Raw genomic sequence first — 24922 nt, 5'->3', positions numbered from 1 at the left:
TCACGTGGTCCCGCCGCGCTCCATTGGAGGGCGCGGCGGGACCGTCGTGTTTCCCCATCTCGGTAACCAGACCTCGGCGTCGGGTATCCGGGTCCGCGTGTGCCGGGAGTCGAGGTGCTCGCGAAGCGCGACGAGCGCGGGATGCGGGTTGTCGTCGCGCCAGATCAGGGACATGGGATAGATCGGCGCCGGATCGCGTACCGGCACCCGCCGCAGGTCGTAGCTGTCCGGCCACAGGTACCGCGTGCGTTCACCGGCCAACGTCGCCAGGTGCGCGGAGTCGGCGATCTCGGCCAACAGCGCCTCGTTCCCGAAGACCGGGCCGACAACGTCGATGGTGAGGCCGAACGCGGCGGCGAGTTCGTCGTAGTAGTCGGCCCACTCGGTGCCGGGAGCCATGCCGGGCATCCAGATCCGGTGCGCGGCGAGTTGGGCGGGCGTGACCGCGCGGGCGTTGGCGAGCGGGTGGCGCGGCCCGACGAGAAGGTCGTGGTGCTCGTCGATCACGCGAACGACTCTGATCGCGGCGGGCAGGTGCCGGGCGCGGACGGGCACGGCGTGGAAGGACGCGTCGACCGCCCCGGCCTCGACGGCGGCGATCGCGGCGTGGACGTCGGCGTCGAGGGTGACGACGTCCAGGTCGATGCGTGGGTACGCGCGGTGGAAGTCGTGCAGGACCACCGCCGGGGCGGTGCGTCGGCTGTGCACGTCGACGCGCAGGGCGCGCCGACCCGGTCGTACGGACGCGTCGGCGCGCGCCGCGACGCGGATCAGTTCACGGGCGTGCGGGAGGAACGTCTGACCGTCGATGGTGAGTTGGGCGCCGCGAGGCGTGCGGTTGAACAGGCGTACCTCCAGGTCCTTCTCCAGCGCCGCGATCCGCTTGGACACGGCCTGCTGGGTGATCGACAGCGCGGCGGCGGCGTCCTGGAACTGGCCGGCGTCGGCGGCGGCGACGAAGGTACGCACGGCGTCGAGATCCACGGCGTGGACCCTACCCACACAACGTCTGGTTGTGGCTGCCGGCTCGTTCGGTTGTTTGATCCGTGGTCCTGCCTTTGCTTTGCTCGCATCGGTCAACGGTGAGTTGTCCGGAGACGGGGTGAGGCGTGGTCGCGAGACGGTCCCTGGGCCGGCGGTTCGGCTGGTTGTGGGCGTCGTACGCGGTCAGCGCGTACGGCTCCGGTTTCGGTTTCGGGGCTCTGCCGTTGATCGCCGTGCTGGTGGTGGATGCCAGCCCCGCCCAGGTGTCCGCGCTGTCCGCGGTGGGCCCGGCGGTGGGCGCGTTGGTCGCGTTGCCGCTCGGTCCGTGGGTGGAGTTCCACCGCAAACGGCCGGTGATGATCGCGATGGACCTGGTCCGGTTCGCTGCCCTGCTGACGATTCCCGTCGGGTACGCCCTCGGCCGGGTCACCTTCGCGCAGTTGCTGGTCGTCTCGGCCGTCGTGGCCACCGCCAAGATCGCTTTCGGGGCGGCCAGCGGCGCCTACCTCAAGGCCCTGGTCCGGCCGGACGACCTGCTGGTGGCCAACGCGCGGTTCGAGTCGACGACGTGGAGCGCCATCGCGCTCGGGCCGCCGCTGGGCGGCGCGGCGGTCGGCGTGTTCGGGCCGGTCGCCAGCATCGGGGCCGATGCGGTCAGTTACCTGCTGTCCGCGCTGGGGATCACCGCGATTCGCGGTCGGGAGGAACGCCCCCGGCGCGGCGGCGGACGCCAGGGCCGGGCCGGTGAGGTGCTGGACGGTTGGCGGCACCTCCTGACCCACCGAGGTCTGCGGGCGCTCTACCTCAACCAGTTGCTCGTCAGCGGACTGATCATGGCCACCGAGCCCCTGCTGGCCGTGCTCCTGCTCGGCGACCTCGGATTCCCGCCCTGGCAGTACGGGCCTCGCCTTCGCCGTGCCCTGCGTCGCTGGACTGGTCGGCTCACGCCTGGCCCACCGGGTCGTGACACGGTACGGCCAGTATCGGATCCTGCGTACCGTCGGGACGGTGCGCGCGGTCTGGCTGATCGGGCTGGCCTTCGTCCAACCCGGCGTCGCCGGTCTCGCGACGGTGATCGCGGTCGAGTTCGCGATCATCCTGAGCATGAGCCTGTACAACCCGGTTCTCGCCACCTATCGCCTGGAGCAGACTCCCCGAGATCGCACCGTCCGTACGCTCGCGGCCTGGTCGATCGGCACCAGCGCCGCCATCGCGGTCCTCAGCGCCCTCGGCGGACTGCTCGCCGACGCCACCAGCCCTCGCACGGCCATCACGGTCGCGGGACTGCTGATCCTCGCCAGCCCGTTGCTGCTTCCCGGCCGCCCGACGGTCGCCCCGGCGCCGGATCGTGAACTGGTGACGACCGCCCCGACGTCCTCGTGACCCAGCGCCCCGTACCGCACGTCGCCGTGGTGGTCGACCACCACGGCGACGTGCGTGCCGGTCGGCACCTCAGCTCTGGCGGCCGAGCCACTCCCGGTAGGCGGTGGGTGCGATGACCGCGCCGTCGGAGGCGATCAGGACGTCACCGGGAACGGCGGCGAACATGCCGGCGGTGTCGTCGGTGGTGACGGTGCGCTGGTCGCCGCGGGCGGCGAGGGTGATCCGGCCCAGCTCGTCGAGGGCGAAGACGTCAGGGCCGGCGACGTCGCGGATGCCCTGCAGCGGCGCGCCCATGCTGACGTCGGCGACGGCCTGCGCCACGTCCGCGGCGGCCATGGGCTGCACCGGGGTGCTGGGCAGACGGACGGTGGTGTCGTCGGCGGTCCAGGACAGGATCGCCTCGACGAACTCGAAGAACTGGGTGGCGCGCACGATCGAGTACGGCACGGGACCGGCCTTGAGGATGTCCTCCTGGAGGACCTTGGCGCGGTAGTAGGCCAGGTCGGGCACCTGGTCGACGCCGACGATGGAGAGCACCACCGCGTGCCCGACACCCGCGCGCCCGGCGGCGGCCAGGAGGTTGTCCATGGTCGTCTGGAAGAAGGCGGGCGAGGCGTCGTCGAAGGTCGGAGAGTTCGTCAGGTTGACGACGACCTCGGCGCCGGTGAGCGCCTCGGTCAGGCCCTGCCCGGTGAGCAGGTCCACCCCGGTGGACGGCGAGAGCGGCACCGCCTCGTGTCCGGCGGTCTGCAGGATCTTGACGACCTGTGACCCGATGAGGCCGGTCCCACCCAGTACGGCGATCTTCATGGTCATGCACCTTCCTGTGACTGTGTGGTCCTCTGTCGGGCTTCGCGCCGCCAAACTCGGACCTCTTCTGTCCGAGAACTATACTCGGACACAATGAGTCCGAGTAGCGGGGTGACTAGGGTGACGTCATGAAGATGTCCGGCGGGGTCGAGTGGGCGCTGCACTGCTGTGTGGTCCTCACCGCCAGCAACACGCCCGTCCCGGCGGCCAAGCTGGCGGAGCTGCACGACGTCTCCAGCAGCTACCTCGCCAAGCAGCTTCAGTCCCTCGCCCGCGCCGGGCTGATCCACTCGGTCCAGGGCAAGTCCGGCGGTTACGTCCTCACCCGCGCCCCGGAGAGCGTCACCCTGCTCGACGTGGTGCGTGCCGTCGACGGGCCCGGGCCCACCTTCGTCTGCACCGAGATCCGTCAGCGTGGCCCGTTCGCGACCCCGGCCGACGCCTGCACCACCCCGTGCCCGGTCGCGCGTGCCATGTGGGCAGCCGAGGACGCGTGGCGGCAGGCGCTCGCCGCGGTCACGATCGCCGATCTCGCCCGCGACGTCGACGCCAACTCCGGGCCCGAGGCACTGGTCGGCATCCAGACCTGGCTCACCAGCGGAGCAAGCTGAGCGCGGTCACCCGGTGTGGCGTACCTCGGTGTCCCAGATCTGCGCCCACGGACGCCGCAGCCCCCGGCACACGTGGATCGGGCCGCCGTTCTCGTCGTTCTCCACCTCGACGCGCTGGTCCACCCACCCGGCCTGCGTGCACGACTCGAACCAGGAGGTCAACCGACCGGGACCGTCCCACCCGACGGCGATCACCACGTCCGCGTCGGCGGGTGGCCGACCGAAGTCGACCATGCTGTTGTGCCCGGAGTACGCCCTGGGAAGGTCACGGGCCGGGCCGTAACGAGCCACGGCGCCGGCCTCGCCGTAGTTGCCGGTCAGGATCACCGCCCGCGAGCGCTCCTCCGGTGGCAATCCACGATGGACCGCGGCGACCGAGTCGGCGAACGCCGGCCAGCCGATCGTCTCGCCCGCGTCGTAGTTGACGTCGACCACGAAACCGGGCAACCGGTCGGCCGGCAACACCGGCAGCAGCAGCACGATGTTGGGTAGCAGGAACGGCACCACAGCCAGCCCGAGCAACCCCCGACGCAACCGGACCGACCCGCGCGACGCCCACGCGGCGGTGACCACCGCGCCGGCCGCGGTGAGGACCAGCAGCAGCGGGGCGTCGTAGTAACCCTTGCCGCCGGCGACCAGCACGATGCCGACCACCACCAACCAGGCCCAACCCACCGCCCGGTACGACCGCCACGCCGGTCGCCGCAGCAGGGCGACGAAACCCGCGATCCAGATCGGCACGGCGTACGGGCTGATGATGACGAACTGAAGCGTGAACGCCTCTAGGCGGCCACTGTAGGAGCTGTCCCCGCCGGAGATGGAGGCAGCCACCCCGAGTTGCGGAAAGCCGTGCGCCGCCTGCCAGATCAGGTTCGGGGCGGCCAGCAGCACCGCGATCCCGGCGGCGGCGAGCACCCACCGGTCCCGCAACAGCCGACGCGGCCCGGCGATGAGCACCCCGGCGATCAGACCCACGGCCAGCAACGCCGGCAGCACCTTGCTGAGCATGCCCACGCCGAGCGCCAGCCCGATGCCCAGCGCCCAACGGCTGTCACCGGTGCGCAGCAGACGCACCGCACACCACGCCGCGACCAGCCAGACCAGCAGGTCGACGGTGGTGGTGCTGAGCAGGTGCCCGCTGGCGAGCACGATGCCGGACAGCGCCGCGAGCACCGCCGCGAAGGTCTGCGCGCCCCGGCCGGCGCCCAACTCCCGGGCGATGGCGGCGACCAGCAGCACCGCGCCACCGGCGAGCAACGCCGACGGGGTACGTAGCACGACCAGGTTGCCCGGCGCGATCGTGTCGAGCAGCCGGGCCAGCGCCGGGACCAGCGGCCCCTGGTCGACGTAGCCCCAGTCGAGGTGTCGGCCGGCGAGCAGGAAATACAGTTCGTCGCGGTGGTAGCCGTAACGGCCCGCGAGCAGCAGCAGTGTCACGGCGGTGGCGGCGGCCACCAGCCACGGGCCGCGCGTGGGCGCGGGTGGCGTCGCCGACGGCGGCGACTGGGTGGGCTGGTGCGGTCGGTCGATGTCGATCGCGGGATCGCTCACGGACTCATGATGACCGGCTCCGTCGGCACGTGGGTGCCCGTGCCGGCGTTCGGCACTGTGCCGTGTGCGGGCGGTCGGGCCGAGTGCGAAGATCAGCTTGTCACTCGGACCGAAAGGACGATATGCGCTATCGCAATCTGGGCGCCACCGGCACGGTCGTGTCGACCCTGTGCCTCGGCACGATGACCTTCGGCGCGGAGACCGACGAGGCCGGCAGCTTCGCCCAACTGGACCGGTTCGTCGAAGCGGGCGGCACCTTCATCGACACCGCCGACGTCTACTCCGCCGGCGTCTCGGAGGAGATCGTCGGACGCTGGCTGCGGGCACGGCCCGACATGCGGGACCGCCTCGTCATCGCCACCAAGGGACGCTTCCCGATGGGCCCGGGGGCCAACGACGCGGGGCTGTCCCGGGTGCACCTCACCCGCGCTCTCGACGCCAGTCTGCGGCGCCTCGGCGTCGAGGCCGTCGACCTGTACCAGGCGCACGCCTGGGACCCGCTCACCCCACTGCCGGAGACGCTGCGGTTCTTCGACGACGCCGTCAGCGCCGGCAAGATCCGCTACGCGGGCGTCAGCAACTTCACCGGGTGGCAGTTGCAGAAGGCGGCCCTGCTCACCCAGCACCTCAACCTCACCCCGATCGTGACCCTGCAACCGCAGTACAACCTGCTGGCCCGGGAGATCGAGTTCGAGGTGGTGCCGGTCTGCGAGAACGAGGGCATCGGCATCCTGCCGTGGTCACCGCTGGGCGGTGGTTGGCTGACCGGCAAGTACCAGCGCGACAGCGCACCCACCGGGGCGACCCGGCTCGGCGAGAACCCGGAGCGGGGCGTCGAGGCGTACGCGGGTCGCAACGCCGAGGAACGCACCTGGCGGGTGCTCGACACGGTGCGCCAGATCGCCGGCGACCGGGGTGTGTCCATGTCGGCGGTGGCGCTGGCCTGGTTGGCGGCCCGACCGGCGGTCACCTCGGTGATCCTCGGTGCGCGTACCACCGAGCAACTCGACGACAACCTGACCGCCGCCGACCTGGATCTCGACGCCGAGCAGATGCGGTTGCTGGACGAGGCGAGCGCGCCGCTCGTGGGCGACTACCCGTACGGCGGGGCCGGTGTGCGTCAGCGCGCACGTGACCTGCCGACCGCCTCATGACGTCGTTCCCCGAGCCCACCACCCCGGCCGGCAGCCGCACCGAGGTCTTCCTGCGCTACCTGGACTACTTCCGCGAGTCCATGGTGGCCAAGGTGTCCGGGCTGGACGAGGCGGACCTGCGGCGGAGCCGGCTGCCGTCGGGGTGGACCCCGTTGGAGCTGCTCACACACCTGTGCCACGTCGAGTTGCGCTGGATCGAGTGGGGTTTCCAGGGTCGGGACGTCGCCGAGCCCTGGGGTGACCGTCGCGAGGACCGCTGGTACGTCGCCCCGGACGAGACCCGGGAGGACCTGGTGGCGGCGCTACGGGCGCAGGGCGCACACACCGCCGAGGTGGTGACGGCCCACGACCTGGCCGAGATCGGCGCGCCGGGCCCGCGCTGGAAAGGCGCGGACCCGGCGTCGCTGGAGCGGGTGCTGTTCCACCTCGTCCAGGAGTACGCCCGCCACCTCGGCCACCTCGACGTCGTCGCCGAACTCGCCGGGGGCGCGACCGGAGAGTGAGGCGCCGGCTCGATAATGGGGCAATGCCGCTGCTCGTCGCACCCGCCCTGCCCGCCGGGAGCCTCGCCGCCCAGGAGCAACCCCACCTTCCGGTACGCCCCGGGCTGGCGCTGCGGCCGTGGCGTGACGACGACGCCACGGCCGTCCGGGCTGCCTTCGACTGTCCGACGATCCAGCGGTGGCACGTCCTGCGCCTGGACGACGATAACGAGGCGCGGGCGTGGACGGCGCAGTGGGCCGGCCGTTGGCGCGATGAGAGCGCCGCCAGTTGGGCGATCGTCGACGCCGACGACCGACCAGTGGGTCAGGTGGGACTGCGGGGCGTGCTGCTGGCCGAGGCATCGGCGCACGTGTCGTATTGGACAGTGCCCACCGCGCGCGGTCGGGGGATCGCGACCGAGGCGCTGCTCGCACTGACCCGGTGGAGTTTCACGCTGGCCGGGTTGTATCGGCTGGCGTTGGAGCATTCGACGGCCAACGCGGCGTCGTGCCGGGTGGCCACGCGGGCCGGTTTCACTGTGGAGGGCGTGGCCCGGGGGTCGGTGCGTCACGCTGACGGCTGGCACGACATGCACCTGCACGCACGGCTGCGTACCGACGAGCCGATCTGATCAGCGGGCCTTCGCCCAGCCGACGAAACGCGGGGTCAGGTCGGGAAGCGCGACGCCCGGGTGGAGCGTGGTGAGGTCGGCGGTGGCCGCCTCCTGAACCTTCGCCAGATGCGCCAGCAGACCGGGCCGATCCTCGCGGTACTCGGCGAGCAGGCGAAGCTTCGCGGCCGAGCAGGGCCACAGGATGCCGCAGACTGGGCACCGCCACGACGGCCGCGACGGGGAGTGTGTCCGGCGCTCGGGCATCAAAGGGCCCGCGCGGTGGTCCGACGCCGCACGGGTGCGGGCCGCCGCGTCTCGTCGGGCGCTGGTCGCCGTACGCCCGCGCGCATCACGAACAGCTCACGCCGTGCCACCGCTTCGCCCTTCGTGTCCAGTTGGTAGGCGTCGAGCCAGAGCCACCCGTCGTACGTGTGCCGGTCGGGTATCTCACGGATGACGCGGACGACGATCGGTGTCCGGAACTGCACGCTCGCGGCGGCGGTCAGGAGGACCACGTCCCCGGCCCTGAGCCGGCCAGCGTTCTCTGTGCTTTCCGGCACCGGTCTTCCCTCTGCTCGGCGTCTGGGAAGGGGCCGCTCCCGGGAGCGCTCGCCCCCCGGAAGCGGCCCCGCTCCGAACGCGCCCGCCGGGTCGTGAACCCTGCCGGTCGCGCCGTCTACACCGCACTTTGCCGGTAGTCGCTGGACAAGCACACAGCGTTACGTTATGTCTTCATCGCAGCCGGTTTGCACCAGGAGAGGACGGCATGAACCACGCCTTTGTCGCAGCGCTCGCCGCCGCGGGTCACACCGCCGAAAGCCTCGCCGATCGGATCGGCGTGCATCCGAAGACCGTCGCCCGGTGGGCGAACCCGGGGCACATTCCACAGAGTCGGCATCGGGCGACCATCGCGGGCCTCCTGGCCAAGGAGGTCGACGCGCTGTGGCCGGACGCCGGCCGTCGCCGTGAGCCGGTGTGGTTCCGGCCGTGGGTCGACCTGGAACGCGAGGCGGTGACGCTGCGGTCCTTTCAACTCGCGTGGGTGCCCGGGCTGTTGCAGACCGAGGCGTACGCGCGGGCGACCCTGGCCGGCGGGATGCTGACGGCGGAGGAGGTCGACGAGTTCACCGAGGCGCGCCTCGGCCGGCAGGCGATCCTCGCCCGGGGAGGTGACGGGCCCCTGCTGGTGGTCGTGCTGGACGAGGGGGTGCTGCGACGGCGCGTCGGCGACGACCGCGCCCTGATGGCCGCGCAACTCGCGCGCCTGGTCGGTCACGCCGAGGCGGGCACCGTGCAGTTGCACATCGTCCCGGCCGACGCGCCCAGCTATCCCGGCCTCGACGGGCCGTTCACCATCGCGGACATGCCGGACGGTTCCCGGGTCGCGCACGTCGACAGCGCGGCCCAGGCGCAGATCCTGGACCAGCCATCGGACCTTGTTAATCTGGAGCGACGGTGGGAGCGCATTCGCGGAGAGGCACTGCCCCGAGGGCGCTCCCTGGCACTCCTCAGAGAAGCGGCAGCAGCATGGACATGACCGGCGCGCGGTGGCGGAAGAGCACGAGGAGCGGTGGCAACGGCGGCGACTGTGTCGAGGTCGCCGACAACCTGCCGGGTGTGGTGCTCGTACGGGACACGAAGGATCGCGACGGCGGCACGCTGGCCTTCAGCCCCGGGTCGTGGCGGTGCTTCGTCGCGTTGGCACGACACACCGGCTGACCGGCCACATCGCACACCGGCCCGGCCTCTCGGCCGGCGTGCCGATCTGATCAGCGGACGGCGGCGGGTTCGGCCGGTTGCGGTTGTGGGGTTGCCGGCCAGGTGAGGCGGCGTACGCCGGGGACCAGCGCGGTGCCCGCGCAGGAGGCGAGGACCAGCAGCCCGGCGACGGCCAACGGCACCGGTGCGCCGAACGCGTCGGCGGCCAACGGCGCCAGCGCGTACCCCAGCGGCATGGCGCCCAGCGACACCAGCCAGTCGTACGAGGTGACGCGGGCCAGGACCTCGGGCGGAAAGTGGTGCTGCACGACGGTCTCCCAGACCGGGTTGAGGTAGCCGAGGGCGGTCAGCGCCACGGCGTAGGCGGCGATCACCGCGGCGGCGGGCGCGGCGACGGCCAGCAGGAACAGCGGTGCCGCGTAGCAGGCCAGGCCGAGGTTGGCCAGCAGCACCGGCCGGTGTAGCCGGACCCGCCCGGCCAGCAGCGATCCGGTGAGCATCCCGATCGCACCGGCCTGCAACAGCACCACCCAGGTCGTCTCACCGCCCAGCCGGTCGATGGCGACGGCCGGCCCGAGGGTCATCAGCACGGCGGCGGCACCGTTCCACACGCCGTGCCCGATCAGACTGGTCCAGAACCAGTCGCGGGCGCGGACCTCACCGAAGCCCTGCCGCAGGTCGGCGAGGACGGATCGGCGGGGCACCGGCACGTGGCGGACCCGCACCAGCACGAGCAACGCGGCGCTGAGCGCGAACGACGCACCGTCCAGGATGAACGCCCAGCCGGGCCCGGCGGCCCAGATCAGCGCGCCGGCCAGCGCCGGGCCGGCGAGGCGGCTGGTGTTGGCGGTGATGCCCATCAGGGCGTTGGCCTGCTGCCGGTCGGCCGGCTCGACGGCGCCGGCGACCAGCGGCGACGCGGTCGGAATGGCGAACGCCGAGGCGACGCCGCCGAGCGCGGACGCCACGACGACGGTGCTCAGCGACGGGTCGCCGCCGAGCAACTCCACGCCGACCGCGAGTTGGGCCGCGCAGCGGACCAGGTCGGCCAGCAGGGCGACCCGGCGGGCGTCGAAGCGGTCGGCGACGACACCGCCAAGGGGCAGCAGAAGCAGCCGGGGGACGACCGCAGCGGCGAGCACGGCGGCCAGTGCGCCGGTGGAACCGGTGGCCCGCAGCACGGCCAGCGCCAGCGCGGCCGGCACCACCGCGTCGCCGAGGGCGGAGACGGTGCGACCCAGGAACAGCAGCCGGAAGGAGGGGTTGCGGAGAGGGTGAGCCATGACCCAGAACATACTTCGACGCCGAATATTTCGCCAATGAATATTTCGGCGTTGAGGTAAGCTGGTGCGGTGACCAGCGCCCCGGACGCCGCCGACCGACACATCGAGCGGTGGCTGCCCGTGGTGCCGGACCTCGACCCGGACGTCGAGGGGGCGGTGACCAGGATGATCCGACTGACCCGGCACCTGCGGGCGGTCAAGGAACGGGTCCTGGTCGATCTCGACCTGTCGGCACACGAGTACGACACCCTGCACGCCCTGGCCGGCCGCCGGGGTCGGGCGGCGCCCTCGGACCTCGCCGCGGACCTGGCGATGGCCCCCGCCTCGATCACGGCGCGGGTGGACACGTTGCTGCGGCGGGGTTTCGTACGCCGGATTCCGTCGACAGTCGACCGTCGACGGGTCGACGTGGAGCTCACCGAGGCTGGCCAGGCCGCGTGGCGTGGGGCGATGGAGGTCCAGGGCGCCGAGGAGCACCGGCTGTTCGGTGCGCTCACCGCAAGCGAGCGGCGGCGCCTCTCCGACCTGCTGCGCCGGGTGCTGCTCGTCGCCGAGCAGCCACAGAGCACGCCGGAGACCTGAGCAGGCCGGAAATTGCCTGGCGGTGCGCGTACCGCCGATGGAAGGGTGACCGGCGTGACTGCGCATGCTCTGGCCGGGGCCCTGGCCGACGACGGACGGCGACGGATCTTCGCGGCGATCGTGTTGGGTGCGACCAGCGCGACCGACGTCGCCGAGCGGACCGGGCTGCCGGCGCGGGCGGTGCTCACCGGGGTCCGCCGGCTCACCGACGCGGGTCTGGTCACCGGCGCGGACGGCACGCTCGCGGCCGACCACGAGTCGCTGCGGGCGTCCGCGCGCACCAGCCGTCCGGCCGACGACGCCGAACCCGGCGCCGACCCGGTGCTGCGGACCTTCGTGCGCGCGGGTGTCCTGGTGGGCCTGCCGGCGCAGCGAGGCCGGCGGCGGGTGCTGCTGGCGCACATCGCCGAGCAGTCGTTCGAGCCGGGCACCCGCTATCCGGAGCGAGCCGTCGACGACGCGCTGAAGCCGTGGTGCGCCGCCGGAGGATCGGACCACGCGACGCTGCGCCGGTACCTGATCGACGAGCAGTTGCTCACCCGCGAGCACGGTGTCTACCAGCGGCTCTGATCGCCCGCCGCACAAATCGTCTGGTCACGGAGCATCTTGCTAGCCTCGGCGCATGACCTCCTGCACGCCCGCCGACGGCCCACCGGACCTGTTGTTCCTCCTCTCCTGGGCGAGCCATGCACTGCAGGCCGAGCACGCCGCGGGGCTGGCCGAGTTGGGCATCTCGCCGCGGGCGCACTACGTGCTGGCGCAGGCCCGCACCGGTGACCTGACCCAGCGCGAGATCGGCGAGCGGTGCGGCGTGGACAAGACCACGATGGTCGTGACGCTCGACCAGTTGGAACAGGCCGGGTTCGCCGAGCGTCGCCCGGTGCCGACGGATCGGCGGGCCCGGCTGGTCGCGGTGACGCCGGCGGGGGAGCAGGTCCTGCGGCAGGCGCAGCAGGTGGTGCGGCGCATCCAGGACGACCTCCTCGCGACCCTGCCCGAGCAGGACCGGGAGGTGTTCCTGCGCGCCCTCCTGGCGCTGATGAACGGCCCGCTGGCCAACACCTCCCCGTACGCGCCGGGGGCCCGCTCCGGCTGTTGATCCCGAGAAAGATAGTTCCGAACAAGACTATCTGCTACGGTCTTACTCGTTCGTTTCCCCTGAACGAGGAGCCGTCATGAGTGCTGCCGCCGTCACGAGCCCCACCACCTCACCGCTGCGCCGCCGCGCCCTCGGCGTCGGCGCAGCGGTCCTGGCCTGCCTGGCGATCTGGTCGATCGGCGCGCTGGCCGGCGTCGACTACACAGTCGAAAGCCCGGGTCAGCCCGCCACGGTCATCGGGGCTGGCGCGATCGTCATGGTCGCCCTGGGCGCCGCCCTGCTCGGCTGGGCGACGCTGGCCCTGCTGGAGCGGTTCGCCCCACGTGTCGCTCGTCCGATCTGGATCTCCTTGGCCGTCGTGGTGACGCTGCTGTCCTTCGCCCCCCTGCTCACCGTCGACGCCACCGGCGGCGCCAAGCTGGCCCTCGGCGCGACGCACGTGGCGGTGGCGGTCGCGCTGATCGCCCTGCTGCCCCGAGCCCGCCGGTAGTCGTCGCGGTCAGCTGCTTGATCACCGATCTGGTCAACTCGGGTTCCTGGAAACCGCGGTGTCCGAGCTGCCGCGACGCCCCGGTTTCCAGGAAGCCGAGTCGATCAGCGGGCGAGACGGCCGCCCTGGAGGGCGAACCCGTGCGACCTGTCGAGAGCCCGGGTAAAGCCGTTGACCGGGCGGTGATGATCGACAGGTGACCGTCACCGCCCGACCGACCTGGTCGACCAGTGCCACCCGACCCGACCAGCCCGACGCGGTGCAACTGCTGCGCGAGTACATGACCGAGATGGTGGTCCGCTACCACCGTCGACCCGCCCTGCCCGGCGAGGTCGACGCGGCGCTGGCCGAGATGCCCAGCGACGACCTGACCCACCCGGGCGGGGTGCTGCTGCTCGCTCACCACGGCCCCGACCTGGCCGGGTGCGCCGGACTGCGCTGGCATCCCGGCTGGGCGGAGCTGACCCGGGTGTTCGTCCGAACCGCGCATCGAGGCGCCGGAGGTGGTGCCGCGTTGTTGGCCGCCGTCGAGCGGGCGGCCCGTACCGCCGGGGTGGACCGGATCCGGCTCGACACCCGTCACGACCTGGTCGAGGCCCGCGCCCTGTACGCCCGGCACGGTTACGTGGAGATCCCGGCGTACTCGCAGGGCCCCTACGCCGAGCACTGGTTCGAGAAGCAGTTGACGAACGCCGCCGGAGGCGCTAAATAAGTAGAGGAAGTTGAGTCGCCCCGGCTCAACTCATCACCTTCGGCCAGGAGAACCGAGGAGGCATGACCATGTTGATGCGTACCGACCCGTTCCGCGAGATCGACCGGCTCGCCGAGCAGTTCTTCGGTACGGCAGCCCGTCCCGCGACGATGCCCTTGGACGCGTACCGCGACGGGGACCACTTCTACGCGGCGTTCGACCTGCCCGGCGTCGACCCCGACACCATCGACTGCACCGTCGAGCGCAACGTGCTCACCGTCCGGGCCGAGCGTCGCCGGCCCTCCGGCGACGGCGTCGAGCTGGTGGCCGCCGAACGCCCGATGGGCACCTTCACCCGGCGACTGTTCCTGGGCGACACCCTGGACACCGACAAGCTCGAGGCCGGCTACGAGCACGGGGTGCTGACGCTTCGCATCCCCGTCGCGGAGCGGGCCAAGCCCCGCCGGGTCACCATCAGCGCCAACGGCGGCGGACGCCGACAGATCAACGCGTGATCACGGCCTCGGGTGGGATCGGCGCGCCTGCACGCCGATCCCACCCGAGGCTGAGAGCCTTTTTCACATGGTGTTCTCCGACGCTCCGGCGCTCGCCCGCCCGTCCGCGCCACCCGCTCTGCCGAGCGGGCCGGTCGAGGTCACCGAGGCGTGGCTGCGCAACCGGCGGTTGTCCGAGCACACCCGCGACGCGTACCGACGCGACGTCACCGGCTGGCTCACCTGGTGCGCCGGTCGTGACCTGGACCCGCTACGGGCCACCTTCCTGCACGTCAACGAGTACGCGCGGGCGTTGGAAGCCACCATCGGCGCGCGCAGCGGCCGACCGCTGACGCCAGCGACCGTGGCGCGGCGACTCTCCGCGCTGTCCAGTTGGTACGACTTCCTCGTCAAACTGGGCGCCGTGCCGGCCAACCCGGTCTCCGGCGCGGACCGGCCCCGCGTCGACCGGGACCACTCCGCCACACTCGGGCTCACCCCCGAAGAGGTCGACGCGCTGCTCAGCGCCGCCGACGCGGACACCGGCGCGACCGCCTCCCGCAACCGGGCGGCGATCGCGCTCCTCGCCGACCTGGGCCTACGGGTCGGCGAGCTGATCTCGCTGGACCTGACCGACCTCGGCACCGAACGCGGACACCGCAGCGTGCGTTTCGTCGGCAAGGGCGGCAAGCAACGCCGCCGCGCCCTCACCCCCAGCAGCGGGTACGCCGTGGACGCCTACCTGGCCGAGCGGGCCGCCGCCGCCGGTGTGCCGGTGGCACAGTTGACCGGGCCGCTGCTGGTCACCGCCACCGGCGGCCGGCTGGACCGGCACTCGGTGTTCCGGCTCGTGCGCCGGCTCGCCCGAGCAGCGGGCATCCCGGCCTGGGCGAAGCTGTCCCCGCACTCACTGCGCCATGCGTTCGCCACCACCGCCCGCTCCGAGGGCGTGCCGCTGGAGGACGTGCAGGACGCGATGGGGCACGCGGACCCGCGCACCACCCGCCGCTACGACCGGGACCGGCACAACCTCGACCGCGACCCGGCCTACGCGGTGTGGGCGGCCCGGTCCCGTCGCCGCGGTTGAGTGCCTCGCGCCCGACGTCGGGTGGTCGATCAGTCGAGAACCGCGGTGGCTTCGACCTCGACCAGGAGATCAGGCTCGCCCAGAGCACTGACACCCAGCAGCGTGATGGGCTTGACCGGGTCAACTCCCAGCTTCGCACTCGCCCGAGCGACGCCTTCGCCCAACAGGGGCATCTTGTCGGGCGACCAGTCGACGACGTAGACGGTCAGTTTCGCCACGTCGTCGAAGGACCCACCGATCTCGGCCAGGGCGGTGCCGATGTTGAGATAGCACTGCTCGACCTGGGCGGCGAAATCTCCCTCGCCGACTTTGCGCCCTTCGGCGTCGCGGGCCACCTGACCGGAGAGGAAGACCAACTTGGACCCGGTTGCGATCGACAACTGACGGTAGACGTCCGGCTTCGGTAACCCGTCCGGGTTGACGAGAGTGATGGCCATGCTGACTCCTTCTGTCGCTGCGCCGGGCCGTCTCAGCTCTGTGGGCGGGGGCAGATGCAGAACGGCTGCCCGATCGGGTCGAGGAGCACCACCCACTTGTCGCCACCGGGCTGGAACTCGGGCTTGGACGCGCCCGCCGCGACGAACTTCTCCTCCGCCGCCGACAGGTCGTCGACATAAAGATCGAGGTGGTAGCGCTTGCCGCCGGTCGCGTCCGGCCAGGACGGTGGACGGTAGCCCTCGACCAGGCCGAAGCCGATGGAGACACCACCGGCGCTGATCATGGCGTACTCGGCTTCGCTGTGGGTGATCTCCCAACCGAGCGCCTCGTGGTAGAACGCGGCGTGGCCGGCGGGGTCGGAACTGTCGAGGTTGACCATGGCGAGGTCGGCAGAGACTGTCACGCCGGCAGTATGCCCCCGGGGCCCGACAAAACCGGTCCAGCGGCCGACCCCCAGCCTGGTCAGGGCGTGTCGAACGGCCAGACCGCGACCCGCGCGGTGCCGTCGCGGCAGATCAGCCCGGTGGTGACCCGCCGACAGTCGGTCAGGCCCGCCGGGAGTACCGCGGTCACCCGGAGGCCGTCGCGACCTACCGTCGCGACCAGGGTGCGCTCGTCACCCGACGCCGTCCCGAGCACCACCAGCGGTTCCGTGGTGGCCCGTGATCCCGCCACCGTCCGCCAGCGCGCCCCCGCCGGCCACGTCCACACCCGCACGCCGGTGCCGGCGTCGAGCGCCCAGCGTCCACGCTCGTCCTGCCCGCAGATCAGGCCCTGGCAGGGCCGCAGGGTCAACTCACCCGCCTCGACCGGCATCTTCCAGCGCGGTGCCAGCCCCGGCAGGTCGTACCCGGTCAGCGCGACCCGAGCGCCGTCCGGGTGGCGCAGCACCAGGTGCGCGCCGACGACCTGGGGATTGTCCGGGCCGTAGTCGGCCGGTGGGAGTTGTCCCCGCCCGTGCTCGGTGCCGTCGTGGGCGTCGAGCAGCCGGGCCAGCCCGTCGTCCTGCACCAGCAGCACCCGCCCGGGCAGCGGCCTCAGCACGGCCGTGGAGGGCACCGGAACCGACCACCGGGTCGCGCCGGTGGCCGGGTCGACGCCGTGCACCGTGCCCTCGACCCGCCGCGCCGGCTCGGAGGCACTGCGAACCTCGCTCACCGCCACCATCGCGTCCCCGGCCGCGTACACCCGCCCGGGTCGTTGCCAGAGCGGCTGGCCGGTGCGCAGTGACCGCGCGCTGGTCACCCTCGCACCCCGGATCTGGTCGCGTTCGACGAGCAGCAGCAGGTCACCGGCGATCTCGGCGGACCACCCGGCGGCGGGCGGCACGGTGACCCGCCAACGCGCCGGGCGCTGCGGCGCGGCCACGTCGTAGGCGCTCAACGTCGGAGGGTTCGTGTCGGGGTCGACGACCAGCAGCAGCGGCCCCGCACCGAGCACCGTCGCCCGGGCGGGCACCGCCGGCCCGACCTGCGGCCTCAGGTGCACGGGTGGGGCCGCGCCGCCGAGCAGGGCGCACGCCGCCAGCAACAACGCCACCCGACCCCGGCGGGACACCTTCGGCGGCGGCCCACGGTCGTCCGGGGGCACGCCCCGGTCGTCGTCCAACTCGATCAGCACCGACATGGGCACATCCCACCCGTCCGCTCGCGCCGGTCGCTCAGCAGAGCAGATCGAGGTGCTGGTGGGCGTCCTCGGCGATCTCCTCGTGCCGCAGCCAGCGGCGCGCCCACAGCCGGGCGGCCAGTGCCGCCTGCTCGTCACCCCAGGCGGCGTGCTCGACGAGCAACGCGGTGCTCAGCGCGTACGCCAGGCGCAGCGCCAGACCACGGGCACCGGCGAGCACCGCCGGCGAGCCCGGGTCGACGGTCACCGAGGTGATGGTGTCGCCCAACTGCGCGGCGGTGGTGGCCAACGTGTCGGCCAGCACCGGCGACAACGGTCGGGCCAGGTCGACGGCGGCGGCGAGCCGGGTCAACAGCGGCGCCCCGGCGTCCTCCCGGGTCAGCGCACGCAGCACGTCCAGGGCCAGCACGTTCGTGGTGCCCTCCCAGATCGGCAACACCTGGGCGTCGCGCAGCAGGCGGGGCACGCCGGTGTCCTCCACGTAGCCGGCCCCACCGAAGCTCTCCACGTACTCGCTGGCGGAGCTGACCGCCAGCCGGCCGGTGGCCAGCTTCGCCAACGGTGCCACGATCCGCAGCTCCGCCGCAGCCACCGGGTCGGCGTCGACCTCGACCCGCCCGAGTAGCGCGAACGCGTGCCCGGCCAGGGCGAACGCACCGGCCGCGTCGACCGCGAGGGTGCCCAGGGTGGCCCGGTGCAGCGGCGAGGACACCAACGCGCCGCCCGCGACGTGCCGCACGTCGGCGTACGCCCGGGCGTAGGCGAGACCTCGTCGCATCCCGCCCGCCGCGGCGGCGGCGTTGTGCACCCGGGTCACCACCACCAGGGTCATCGCCCGGACCAGGCCGGGAACCGCCGGATCGCCCAGCGGTACGGCGTACGCGTCGTGCAGACCGATCTCGGCGGTGGGCAGCGCCCGCGTGCCGAGCTTGTCCTTGAGACGGTGCACGGTGACGCCCGGCGCGGGTGCCCCCGGGGCCATGCCGTCGGCCAGCGGGGAGTCGACCGCGTACCGGGGAACGAGGAACGGCGCGAGCACCCGACTGCCGCGCCCGGCACCCTCGGGTCGGGCCAGCGCCACCGCCATCGCCGCGTCGGCGGCCGAGCAGAACCACTTCTCCCCGGTCAGCCGCCAGGAACCATCCGCCGCGGGTCGGCCGACCGTGCTGGAACGGCCCAGGTCGGAGCCGCCCTGCGCCTCGGTCATCCACTGCCCGCTGGTGATCGCCACCGCCGGGTCGGTGGAAATCAGCCGGGGCAGCCACGCGTCCCGGATCCCGGTGTCCACCTCCGGCAGGCTGAGCAGCGCCGCAGCCCCGTCGGCCATCGCCACCGGGCAGGAGAACGTCGCCGACTCCGGCCCGTACAGGTGCAGCAGGGCGTGCTGCACCACCCGCGCGGTGGCACCCCAGGTGCCGCGCGCATCCGGCAGGTAGGGCAGCGCGACCACCGCGTGCCGGGCGGCGGCGGCCCTCTGCGCCTGCCAGCCGGCGGAGGTGTCGATCCGGTCGACCCGAGCGCCCCACGGGTCGTAGCGGACCAGCGTCGGCGGGTGCGCCTCCGCGTCGGCGTGCGCCGCGCGCAGCGGCCCGGCGACGTCGGCGGCCAGGTCGGCGAGGCGGCCCTTCGCGGCGGCGTGCCCGGCCGGGCCGAGGTGACGCTCCAGCCAGGAGCGCAGCAGGCCATCACCGGCGTACGGGTCGACGGGGGGTGGTACCGGCTGCACGAAGCGGCTCATCGATCGGCTCCTGGCACTGCTCGGGGGTGTGCGCCGACGGTAGACGATCCATGGCCGCCTCGAACAGGGTGAGTCCCCGGATCCGATTTTCCGCTTGTCGTACCCCGGTGCGACGGTGTTCTCTACGGTCGGTAGTCGTGGGTGCCGGCCAGTCGTGGAGCCGACCGGCCCGGCGCAGCCGCCCGATGCGCACCGGGTTGGCGTTCGCCGGGTTCGGTGTGGCGCTGTGCTGTGTCGGGGTGGGCGGCCTGGCCGCCTGGAATCTGCAGACCGTCCGGCAGGCCGCCGGCCCGATCCGGGAGACCGCCGACGGGTTCCTCAACGAGGTGACCCTCGGCGACAGCGACCGCGCGTACGAGCGGCTCTGCGAGGATGCCCGCAGCCGGTGGAGCGCGATCGGCTTCACCAGTTGGGTACGTACTCCGCCGATGGTCACCGACTACGAGATCACCGACGTGTCGGTCGCCACCCGCAGCGGCCGACCGCAGGGCACAGTGACGGTGAAGGTGACCCGCGCCGGTGGGCTCAGCGAGGAACGCCGCCTACCGGTGGTCCGCGAGGGCGGCGACTGGCGGGTCTGTGGTGACCCCTTCTGAGTCGCCGGCCGGTGCCCCGGCGCGTCCCGGGTTGCTGCGGGGGCGTCGGGGGGTGCAGCCGACCACCTCGACCGAACTCTTCTTCGACCTGGTCTTCATCTTCACCGTCACCCAGCTGTCGCACTACCTGATCGAACACCCGAACTGGCGTGGCGCCGGCCGTACCGCGCTGCTGCTGGCGCTGGTCTGGTTCGTCTGGGTCTACACCACCTGGCTGACCAACTGGCTGCACCCGGACCGGGGTCCGGTGCGGGCGATGTTGATCGGGGTGGCCCTGGGCAGCCTGTTGCTGTCGGCGGCGATCCCGCAGGCGTTCACCCGGACCGGCCTGCTCTTCGCGGTTGTCTACGTGACCGTGCAGGTGGGCCGGACGATGTTCGCGTTGTGGGCGGTGCAGGGCACCCCGTGGCTGGTCGACGGCTTTCAGAAGTCGCTGCCGTGGATACTCGGGACGTCGCTGCTCATGGTGGTCGGCGGCCTGGTCGACGGGGCCGCCCGGGAGGCGTTGTGGGCAACGGTGATCGTGCTCGAGGTGGTCGGCCTGCTGATCGGCTACCCGGTGCCCAGGCGGGGGCGTAGTCGTCCCGAGCGGTGGATGGTCGAGGGTGGGCATCTGGCCGAACGCTCCTCGGCGTTCGTCCTGATCGCGCTGGGCGAGTCGATCCTGGTCACCGGCACCACCTTCACGTCCCACGTCGACGTGGTGATGTCCGGGGCGTTCCTCATGGCGTTCGCCGGTTCGGTGGCGCTGTGGTGGGTGTACTTCGCCCGCACCGCCCCGGCCGCGACGCAGGTCATCGCCCAGGCCGGTGAGCGCACCGGCGCGTTGAGCCGAGTCGCGTTCAACTACCTGCACCCGGTGATCGTCGCCGGCGTCATCGTCACGTCGGCGGGCGACGAGCGGCTGCTGCGCGAGCCCGGCGCGCCCACCACCACGGTCACCGCGCTGTTCACCCTGGGCGGCCCGGCGCTGTTCCTCGCCGGGCACGCCGCCTACATGGCGGTACTGTGGCGGACCTTTCCGACCAGCCGGATCGCGGCGGTGCTGGTACTGCTGGCGTTGGTGCCGGTCTGCGTGGGGCTGAAGGCCCCCGCCGCGGCGTGCGCCGCGGCGGGCTTGGCGGTGACGGTCGCGGTGATCATGGCCGACCGCTCCCAGGCGCGGCGGGGTGTGCAATGACCCGCTCCGGGCCGGGCGACGGGCCGCTTCACCCGCAGTTGCTGCGACCGCGTCGCGGCGTGGAACGAACCACGTCCACCGAGCTGTTCTTCGACCTGGTCTACGTCTTCACGATCATCCAGCTTTCGCACTACCTCAGCGAGGACCTGAGCTGGCGCGGCGTCCGCCGGGCCGCCGTGCTGCTCGGCCTGGTCTGGCTGGTCTGGATCTACACCGTCTGGATGGGCAATTGGCTGCGTCCGGACCGGGCGCCGGTGCGGGCCACGCTGTTGGTGGTGACGCTGGGCAGCCTGCTGCTCGCCGCAGCGCTGCCCACCGCGTTCGGCGCGAACGGTCTGCTCTTCGCCGGGGCGTACGCGGCGGTGCAGATCGGGCGAACGATCTTCGCCATGTGGGCCATCCGGGGTCAGCGTTGGCTCGGTGAGAGCTTCGTCCAGTGCCTGGTCTGGATCACCGGGACGGGCACGCTGGCGGTGGTCGGCGGGCTGGTGGACGCCCCGGCCCGGGAGGTGATCTGGATCGCGGTGATCGTGGTCGACGCGGTGGGTCTGGCGACCGGCTTTCCGGTGCCGGGGCTGGGGCGAAGCACCCCGGAGCACTGGGAGGTCGAGGGTGGGCACCTGGCCGAACGGTGTCAGGCCTTCATCCTCATCGCCCTGGGTGAGTCGATCCTGATCACCGGGGGGACACTCACGCAGAGACTCGACCGGGTCACGATCGCCGCCTTCCTGCTCGCCTTCGCCGGTTCGGTGGCCCTGTGGTGGGTGTACTTCGACCGGGCGCACGCCGGAACAGCCGCGTTGGCCGCCGCGGGAGAGCGATCCGGCCGGCTCTCCCGGCTGCTGTTCAACTACCTGCACCCGGTGATGGTGGGCGGGATCGTCGTCACCGCCGTCGGTGACGAACGGCTACTCAGCCACCCCGGTCAACCGGTCGACTGGGCCACCGCGCTGGTGCTGCTGGGCGGTCCGGCGCTGTTCCTGGCCGGGCACGCCGCGTACCAGATGGCGCTCGGCCACGCCGGGGTGACCAGCCGGGCCGTGGCGACGCTGCTGCTGCTCGCGCTGACACCGGCGGCCGTCGCGCTGCGGGTGCCACTCGCGGTGGCTGCCTCGGCCGCGCTGCTGATCACCGGCGCGGTGATCGTGGCCGACTGGATAACGGGCCGGCACGTGGCTCAGTCGCGGGGGCCGAGGTCGCCGCTGCGGTAGTGCCGGCGGCACAGCACCTGGTAGCGCACCTCGGCGGTGTCCACGGTGTCGCCGATGACGACCTGCGCGCCCTCGCGGACGACCCGCCCGTCGACGACGCGGGCGTTGAGCAGCCCTTCCCGGCCGCACCAGCAGAGCACCTCGACCTGGATGCGGGCCACCTCGTCGGCCAACTCGAACAGACGTTGCGCGGCGGGGAACAGGCTGGACCGGAAGTCGGTGGCCAGCCCGAACGCGAACACGTCGACGTCGTAGCTGTCGACCAGCTCGGCCATCTGCTCGACGTGTTCGACGGTGTAGAAACACGCCTCGTCACAGATCAGGTAGTCCACGCGTACCCCGTCGGCCCACCGGCCGCGCACGAGCGCCCGCAGGTCCAGGTCGTCGGTGACCTCGATGGCCTCGTGGGCCAGCCCGATGCGGGTGGTGACCTGCGGGCCCAGCGACCGGTCGATGCGGGTGGTGACCAACCCCCGACGGCCCTGCCGGGCGTGGTTGTAGTTCATCTGCAGCGCCATCGTGGACTTGCCGCAGTCCATCGGCCCCCAGAAGAACTTCAACGCCGCCGCGTGCACCGGCCGCCCGTCCAGCCCACGCGCCGCCGCGCACCCGGCCGGCGCGTGCGGCTGGCCGGGGAACGGGTGGGCGAGGCAGGTCGGGGCGGCGGTGGCGGCGTCAGTCACGGTCGGGCAGCCTAGCCGATCGACCGCCCCTGATCTGCCGGGTGCGGGATGCGTGCTCAGAGCACCCGCGGGGGCGTGTTGCCTGCGGCGATGATGGCACGGCGCATCGGTACGGCGGCGAGGAGCAGGAAACCGACCACGAAGAAGATCAGCAGTGAGACCAGGCCCACCCGGTAGGAGGAGGTGAGCTGGAACACCAGGCCGAACGCGAGCGGGCCGAGCCAGCTGGTGCCCTTGTCGCTGATCTCGTAGAAGCCGTAGTACTCGCCTTCCTTCCCGGCGGGGATGAGCTGGCTGAACAGGGATCGGCTCAGCGCCTGACTGCCACCGAGGACCAGGCCGATGGCCGCGCCGAGGACCATGAACGGCACCGGCGCCTCGGCGGGCAGCCGGAACGCGGCGATGATCACACCGGTCCAGAGCACCAGGCTGAGCAGTACGGTCTTCCACGCGCCGATGCGTCTGGCCAGCGCGCCCAGGCTCAACGCGCCACCGAAGGCGAGGAACTGCACCAGCAGGATCGTGATGATCAGGGTGCTCTGTTCCAGGCGCAGCTCCTCGGTGCCGTACTGGCTGGCCAGGGTGATGACGGTCTGGATGCCGTCGTTGTAGACCAGGAAGGCGAGCAGGAAGTACAGCGTCAGCGGGTACGCCTTGATCTCGCGGATGGTGCGGCCGAGTTGGCGGAACCCGTCGGTGAGCACGTTGCCGCCACCGGCCAGTGCCACCGCCGGGGGGCGCTCGCGCAGCCAGCGCAGCGGGACCAGCGTGAACAGCGCCCACCAGACTCCGGCGGACACGATCGACCAGCGGGCCAGGTCCAGAGTGCGTTGCGGGTTGTCACCCTTGTCGAGCAGGGTGATCGCGACCAGGTTGAGCGCCAGCAGCAGACCGCCGCCGAGGTAGCCCAGCGCCCAGCCGCGGCTGGAGATGCCGTCGCGTTCGTCGGGACCGCCGAGCTGTGGCAGGAACGAGTTGTAGACCACGATCGCGGCGCCGAACGAGATGTTGGCGACCAGGAAGAGTGCCCCGCCGAGCAGGTAGCGGTCGCCGGTGACGAAGGCCATCGCGATGGTGGCGCCTGCACCGGTGAACGCGGCGCCACCGAGCAGCCGCTTCTTGTGCGCCGACCGGTCCGCGATCGCTCCGATGACCGGCAGCACGAACACGGTGAGGAACACCGACAGTGAGATCAGGTACGGGTAGTAGGACCCGGCGGCGACCTTGATGCCGAGCGGGTACACGAAGCCGTCGCAGGAGTCCGCGCCCAACTCGCAGCCGGCCGCCACCTCGGCGACGGTGGTCAGGAACGGGCCGAGGAAGACGGTGATGACCGTGGTCTGGAACGCGGAGTTGGCCCAGTCGTAGATGTACCAGCCCCGGCGCTCCCGGCGGGTGCTCGCGGGAGGCAGGGTGTCGCCCACCGTGGGGGTCACGGTCTCGGCCATCGGGGGTCCTCGGAATGGCTCAGGCGGCCCAGTGGCCGCGGCTGCGGTAGACGTCGCGCAGCACGCCGACGTGATCGGTCATGATGCCATCCACGCCACGATCCAGTAAGTCGTGCATCTGGGCGGGTTCGTCGATCGTCCAGACGTGCACCTGAAGGCCGATCCGGTGGCAGTAGTCGAGGAACCGACGGTCCACCACCGGCACCCGACCGTAGTGGGGCGGCACCTGCGCGGCGACCACCGACGGGGGGAGCCGCAGTGGGCGTCCGTGCAGGGAGGCGAGGCGTAGCCGGGCGACGCCGCGCATGCCGAGGCTGGTGGCGACCCGCCCCTCGGTGAGCGCGCGTAGCCGGGTCAGGCGGGCGTCGCTGAACGAGGCGAGCAGCACCCGGTCGGCGGCGCCGGCCCGGGTCACGGTCGCGACCGTCGGCTCGACGCCGCCGTCGGCCTTGACGTCGATGTTGAAGCGGACCCGCGGCCAGGCGGCGAGCACCTCGTCGAGTCGGGGTACGACGGCGGCGCCGCCGACGCGTACCGAGGCGAGGTCGGCCCAGCTCATCTCGGCGATGCGCCCCGGTTCACCGGTGACCCGGCGCAGCGTCGGGTCGTGGAAGATCACCGCGACGCCGTCCGTGGTGGCGTGCACGTCGGTCTCCACGTACCGGTAGCCGAGCCCGATGGCCCGGGCGAACGCCTCGGTGGTGTTCTCGTCGCCGTCGGCGGCACCGCCCCGGTGGGCGAACGCCAGCGGCGCGGGCGCGTCGAGGTAGCCGGGTCGGGTCAGCACGCGACGCAGTATGCCCGCCGCTGGTGGAGCGCGGGTGACCTACCGGCGAAGATCAGGCCCGGGATGCCGGGGACGCGGCACGGGTGGCCGCGGCGCTCTTCCCGGCGGCCGGCGGCCACACGCTCGTGCCCGGACCCGCTCACGACCACCGGACCCCGGACGCCTGTCTCACGGCCTTTGC

At 72.3% G+C, this 24922-nt stretch carries 30 protein-coding genes and 1 pseudogene; 18 read left to right on the top strand and 13 right to left on the bottom strand.

Going from position 1 to position 24922, the window contains the following annotated elements; translation table 11 throughout:
• Positions 1-984 (bottom strand): LysR family transcriptional regulator, encoded by a 984-nt coding sequence (locus ABGB10_RS11890; RefSeq protein WP_347660925.1) that lies wholly within the window; start codon positions 982-984, stop codon positions 1-3.
• Between the two features lie 125 nt (positions 985-1109).
• On the opposite strand from ABGB10_RS11890, the pseudogene ABGB10_RS11885 reads away from it, so the two are divergent.
• A pseudogene (locus ABGB10_RS11885) lies at positions 1110-1817 on the top strand (MFS transporter); the annotation flags it as partial.
• Between the two features lie 82 nt (positions 1818-1899).
• Positions 1900-2367, top strand: a complete 468-nt coding sequence (locus ABGB10_RS11880) for an MFS transporter (RefSeq protein WP_347660924.1) — start codon at positions 1900-1902, stop codon at positions 2365-2367.
• Positions 2368-2436: 69 nt separating this feature from the next.
• On the opposite strand, the gene ABGB10_RS11875 is transcribed toward ABGB10_RS11880, so the two are convergent.
• On the bottom strand, positions 2437-3183 hold the full coding sequence (locus tag ABGB10_RS11875) for an NAD(P)H-binding protein (RefSeq protein ID WP_347660923.1): 747 nt from the start codon (positions 3181-3183) through the stop codon (positions 2437-2439).
• Between the two features lie 122 nt (positions 3184-3305).
• Here ABGB10_RS11875 and ABGB10_RS11870 point away from each other — a divergent pair, with 122 nt between their 5' ends.
• Positions 3306-3788, top strand: a complete 483-nt coding sequence (locus tag ABGB10_RS11870) for an Rrf2 family transcriptional regulator (protein ID WP_347660922.1) — start codon at positions 3306-3308, stop codon at positions 3786-3788.
• Between the two features lie 6 nt (positions 3789-3794).
• Here the strand turns inward: ABGB10_RS11870 and ABGB10_RS11865 are convergent, their stop codons facing one another.
• Positions 3795-5339, bottom strand: a complete 1545-nt coding sequence (locus ABGB10_RS11865; protein ID WP_347660921.1) for a glycosyltransferase family 39 protein — start codon at positions 5337-5339, stop codon at positions 3795-3797.
• Between the two features lie 122 nt (positions 5340-5461).
• Here ABGB10_RS11865 and ABGB10_RS11860 point away from each other — a divergent pair, with 122 nt between their 5' ends.
• From ABGB10_RS11860 to ABGB10_RS11850, 3 genes are read left to right on the top strand one after another with little or no spacing between them, the layout of a single operon-like run.
• Positions 5462-6493 (top strand): aldo/keto reductase, encoded by a 1032-nt coding sequence (locus ABGB10_RS11860; RefSeq protein WP_347660920.1) that lies wholly within the window; start codon positions 5462-5464, stop codon positions 6491-6493.
• A complete protein-coding gene (locus ABGB10_RS11855) occupies positions 6490-6996 on the top strand; it encodes a DinB family protein (RefSeq protein WP_347660919.1) in 507 nt (168 codons plus the stop codon). Before ABGB10_RS11860 ends, ABGB10_RS11855 begins: the two co-directional genes overlap by 4 nt.
• 23 nt (positions 6997-7019) lie before the next feature.
• A complete protein-coding gene (locus ABGB10_RS11850; RefSeq protein ID WP_347660918.1) occupies positions 7020-7607 on the top strand; it encodes a GNAT family N-acetyltransferase in 588 nt (195 codons plus the stop codon).
• On the opposite strand, the gene ABGB10_RS11845 is transcribed toward ABGB10_RS11850, so the two are convergent.
• Both ABGB10_RS11845 and ABGB10_RS11840 read right to left on the bottom strand, forming a co-directional pair.
• Positions 7608-7853 (bottom strand): flavin reductase, encoded by a 246-nt coding sequence (locus ABGB10_RS11845; protein WP_347660917.1) that lies wholly within the window; start codon positions 7851-7853, stop codon positions 7608-7610.
• Positions 7853-8149 (bottom strand): hypothetical protein, encoded by a 297-nt coding sequence (locus ABGB10_RS11840; RefSeq protein WP_347660916.1) that lies wholly within the window; start codon positions 8147-8149, stop codon positions 7853-7855. The genes ABGB10_RS11845 and ABGB10_RS11840 overlap by 1 nt, the downstream gene beginning before the upstream one ends.
• Before the next feature lie 206 nt (positions 8150-8355).
• On the opposite strand from ABGB10_RS11840, the gene ABGB10_RS11835 reads away from it, so the two are divergent.
• Both ABGB10_RS11835 and ABGB10_RS11830 read left to right on the top strand, forming a co-directional pair.
• The gene (locus ABGB10_RS11835; protein ID WP_347660915.1) at positions 8356-9126 is read left to right on the top strand and encodes a DUF5753 domain-containing protein; all 771 of its coding nucleotides are present in this window, start codon (positions 8356-8358) and stop codon (positions 9124-9126) included.
• Positions 9117-9308, top strand: a complete 192-nt coding sequence (locus ABGB10_RS11830) for a DUF397 domain-containing protein (protein ID WP_347660914.1) — start codon at positions 9117-9119, stop codon at positions 9306-9308. Before ABGB10_RS11835 ends, ABGB10_RS11830 begins: the two co-directional genes overlap by 10 nt.
• A 50-nt stretch (positions 9309-9358) precedes the next feature.
• On the opposite strand, the gene ABGB10_RS11825 is transcribed toward ABGB10_RS11830, so the two are convergent.
• Positions 9359-10591 carry an MFS transporter gene (locus tag ABGB10_RS11825; RefSeq protein ID WP_347660913.1) on the bottom strand — a complete coding sequence of 411 codons (1233 nt, stop codon included), beginning with the start codon at positions 10589-10591 and terminating at the stop codon, positions 9359-9361.
• A gap of 69 nt (positions 10592-10660) precedes the next feature.
• On the opposite strand from ABGB10_RS11825, the gene ABGB10_RS11820 reads away from it, so the two are divergent.
• The 7 genes from ABGB10_RS11820 to ABGB10_RS11790 all read left to right on the top strand — a co-directional run bounded on the left by ABGB10_RS11820 (position 10661) and on the right by ABGB10_RS11790 (position 15034).
• Entirely contained in the window at positions 10661-11173 is a 513-nt protein-coding gene (locus ABGB10_RS11820) for a MarR family transcriptional regulator (RefSeq protein ID WP_347660912.1), read from the top strand.
• 54 nt (positions 11174-11227) lie between these two features.
• Positions 11228-11743: a DUF2087 domain-containing protein gene (locus ABGB10_RS11815; protein WP_347660911.1), complete on the top strand. Its 516-nt coding sequence runs from the start codon at positions 11228-11230 to the stop codon at positions 11741-11743.
• 52 nt (positions 11744-11795) lie between these two features.
• On the top strand, positions 11796-12272 hold the full coding sequence (locus tag ABGB10_RS11810) for a MarR family transcriptional regulator (protein ID WP_347660910.1): 477 nt from the start codon (positions 11796-11798) through the stop codon (positions 12270-12272).
• 76 nt (positions 12273-12348) lie between these two features.
• Complete coding sequence (locus ABGB10_RS11805; RefSeq protein WP_347660909.1) at positions 12349-12762, top strand: DUF6069 family protein; 414 nt, start codon at positions 12349-12351, stop codon at positions 12760-12762.
• Positions 12763-12958: 196 nt separating this feature from the next.
• Positions 12959-13474: a GNAT family N-acetyltransferase gene (locus ABGB10_RS11800; RefSeq protein WP_347660908.1), complete on the top strand. Its 516-nt coding sequence runs from the start codon at positions 12959-12961 to the stop codon at positions 13472-13474.
• A gap of 68 nt (positions 13475-13542) precedes the next feature.
• Positions 13543-13968: an Hsp20/alpha crystallin family protein gene (locus ABGB10_RS11795; RefSeq protein ID WP_347660907.1), complete on the top strand. Its 426-nt coding sequence runs from the start codon at positions 13543-13545 to the stop codon at positions 13966-13968.
• A 67-nt stretch (positions 13969-14035) separates the two neighbouring features.
• Positions 14036-15034 carry a tyrosine-type recombinase/integrase gene (locus ABGB10_RS11790; protein WP_347660906.1) on the top strand — a complete coding sequence of 333 codons (999 nt, stop codon included), beginning with the start codon at positions 14036-14038 and terminating at the stop codon, positions 15032-15034.
• 29 nt (positions 15035-15063) lie between these two features.
• On the opposite strand, the gene ABGB10_RS11785 is transcribed toward ABGB10_RS11790, so the two are convergent.
• From ABGB10_RS11785 to ABGB10_RS11770, 4 genes are read right to left on the bottom strand one after another with little or no spacing between them, the layout of a single operon-like run.
• A complete protein-coding gene (locus ABGB10_RS11785) occupies positions 15064-15471 on the bottom strand; it encodes a RidA family protein (RefSeq protein WP_347660905.1) in 408 nt (135 codons plus the stop codon).
• A gap of 32 nt (positions 15472-15503) precedes the next feature.
• Positions 15504-15875 carry a VOC family protein gene (locus tag ABGB10_RS11780; protein ID WP_347660904.1) on the bottom strand — a complete coding sequence of 124 codons (372 nt, stop codon included), beginning with the start codon at positions 15873-15875 and terminating at the stop codon, positions 15504-15506.
• Positions 15876-15934: 59 nt separating this feature from the next.
• Positions 15935-17098, bottom strand: a complete 1164-nt coding sequence (locus ABGB10_RS11775) for a PQQ-binding-like beta-propeller repeat protein (RefSeq protein ID WP_347660903.1) — start codon at positions 17096-17098, stop codon at positions 15935-15937.
• Between the two features lie 34 nt (positions 17099-17132).
• Complete coding sequence (locus tag ABGB10_RS11770) at positions 17133-18836, bottom strand: acyl-CoA dehydrogenase family protein (protein ID WP_347660902.1); 1704 nt, start codon at positions 18834-18836, stop codon at positions 17133-17135.
• A gap of 185 nt (positions 18837-19021) precedes the next feature.
• On the opposite strand from ABGB10_RS11770, the gene ABGB10_RS11765 reads away from it, so the two are divergent.
• From ABGB10_RS11765 to ABGB10_RS11755, 3 genes are read left to right on the top strand one after another with little or no spacing between them, the layout of a single operon-like run.
• Positions 19022-19432: a hypothetical protein gene (locus ABGB10_RS11765; protein WP_347661164.1), complete on the top strand. Its 411-nt coding sequence runs from the start codon at positions 19022-19024 to the stop codon at positions 19430-19432.
• Positions 19419-20612 carry a low temperature requirement protein A gene (locus ABGB10_RS11760; RefSeq protein ID WP_347660901.1) on the top strand — a complete coding sequence of 398 codons (1194 nt, stop codon included), beginning with the start codon at positions 19419-19421 and terminating at the stop codon, positions 20610-20612. The genes ABGB10_RS11765 and ABGB10_RS11760 overlap by 14 nt, the downstream gene beginning before the upstream one ends.
• A 59-nt stretch (positions 20613-20671) precedes the next feature.
• Positions 20672-21823 carry a low temperature requirement protein A gene (locus ABGB10_RS11755; protein WP_347660900.1) on the top strand — a complete coding sequence of 384 codons (1152 nt, stop codon included), beginning with the start codon at positions 20672-20674 and terminating at the stop codon, positions 21821-21823.
• Here ABGB10_RS11755 and ABGB10_RS11750 read toward each other — a convergent pair.
• The 3 genes from ABGB10_RS11750 to ABGB10_RS11740 form a co-directional block, all read right to left on the bottom strand.
• The gene (locus ABGB10_RS11750; protein ID WP_231924683.1) at positions 21790-22413 is read right to left on the bottom strand and encodes a thymidine kinase; all 624 of its coding nucleotides are present in this window, start codon (positions 22411-22413) and stop codon (positions 21790-21792) included. The genes ABGB10_RS11755 and ABGB10_RS11750 overlap by 34 nt on opposite strands.
• 149 nt (positions 22414-22562) lie before the next feature.
• A complete protein-coding gene (locus tag ABGB10_RS11745) occupies positions 22563-23954 on the bottom strand; it encodes an MFS transporter (RefSeq protein WP_347660899.1) in 1392 nt (463 codons plus the stop codon).
• Between the two features lie 19 nt (positions 23955-23973).
• Positions 23974-24741, bottom strand: coding sequence for a glycerophosphodiester phosphodiesterase (locus ABGB10_RS11740; RefSeq protein WP_347660898.1), 768 nt, complete (start codon positions 24739-24741; stop codon positions 23974-23976).
• Positions 24742-24922 lie beyond the last annotated feature (181 nt).

The organism is Micromonospora sp. B9E7 (assembly GCF_039871815.1).
Classification (GTDB): Bacteria; Actinomycetota; Actinomycetes; order Mycobacteriales; family Micromonosporaceae; genus Micromonospora.
This window is presented reverse-complemented; position numbering and strand designations above follow the sequence as displayed.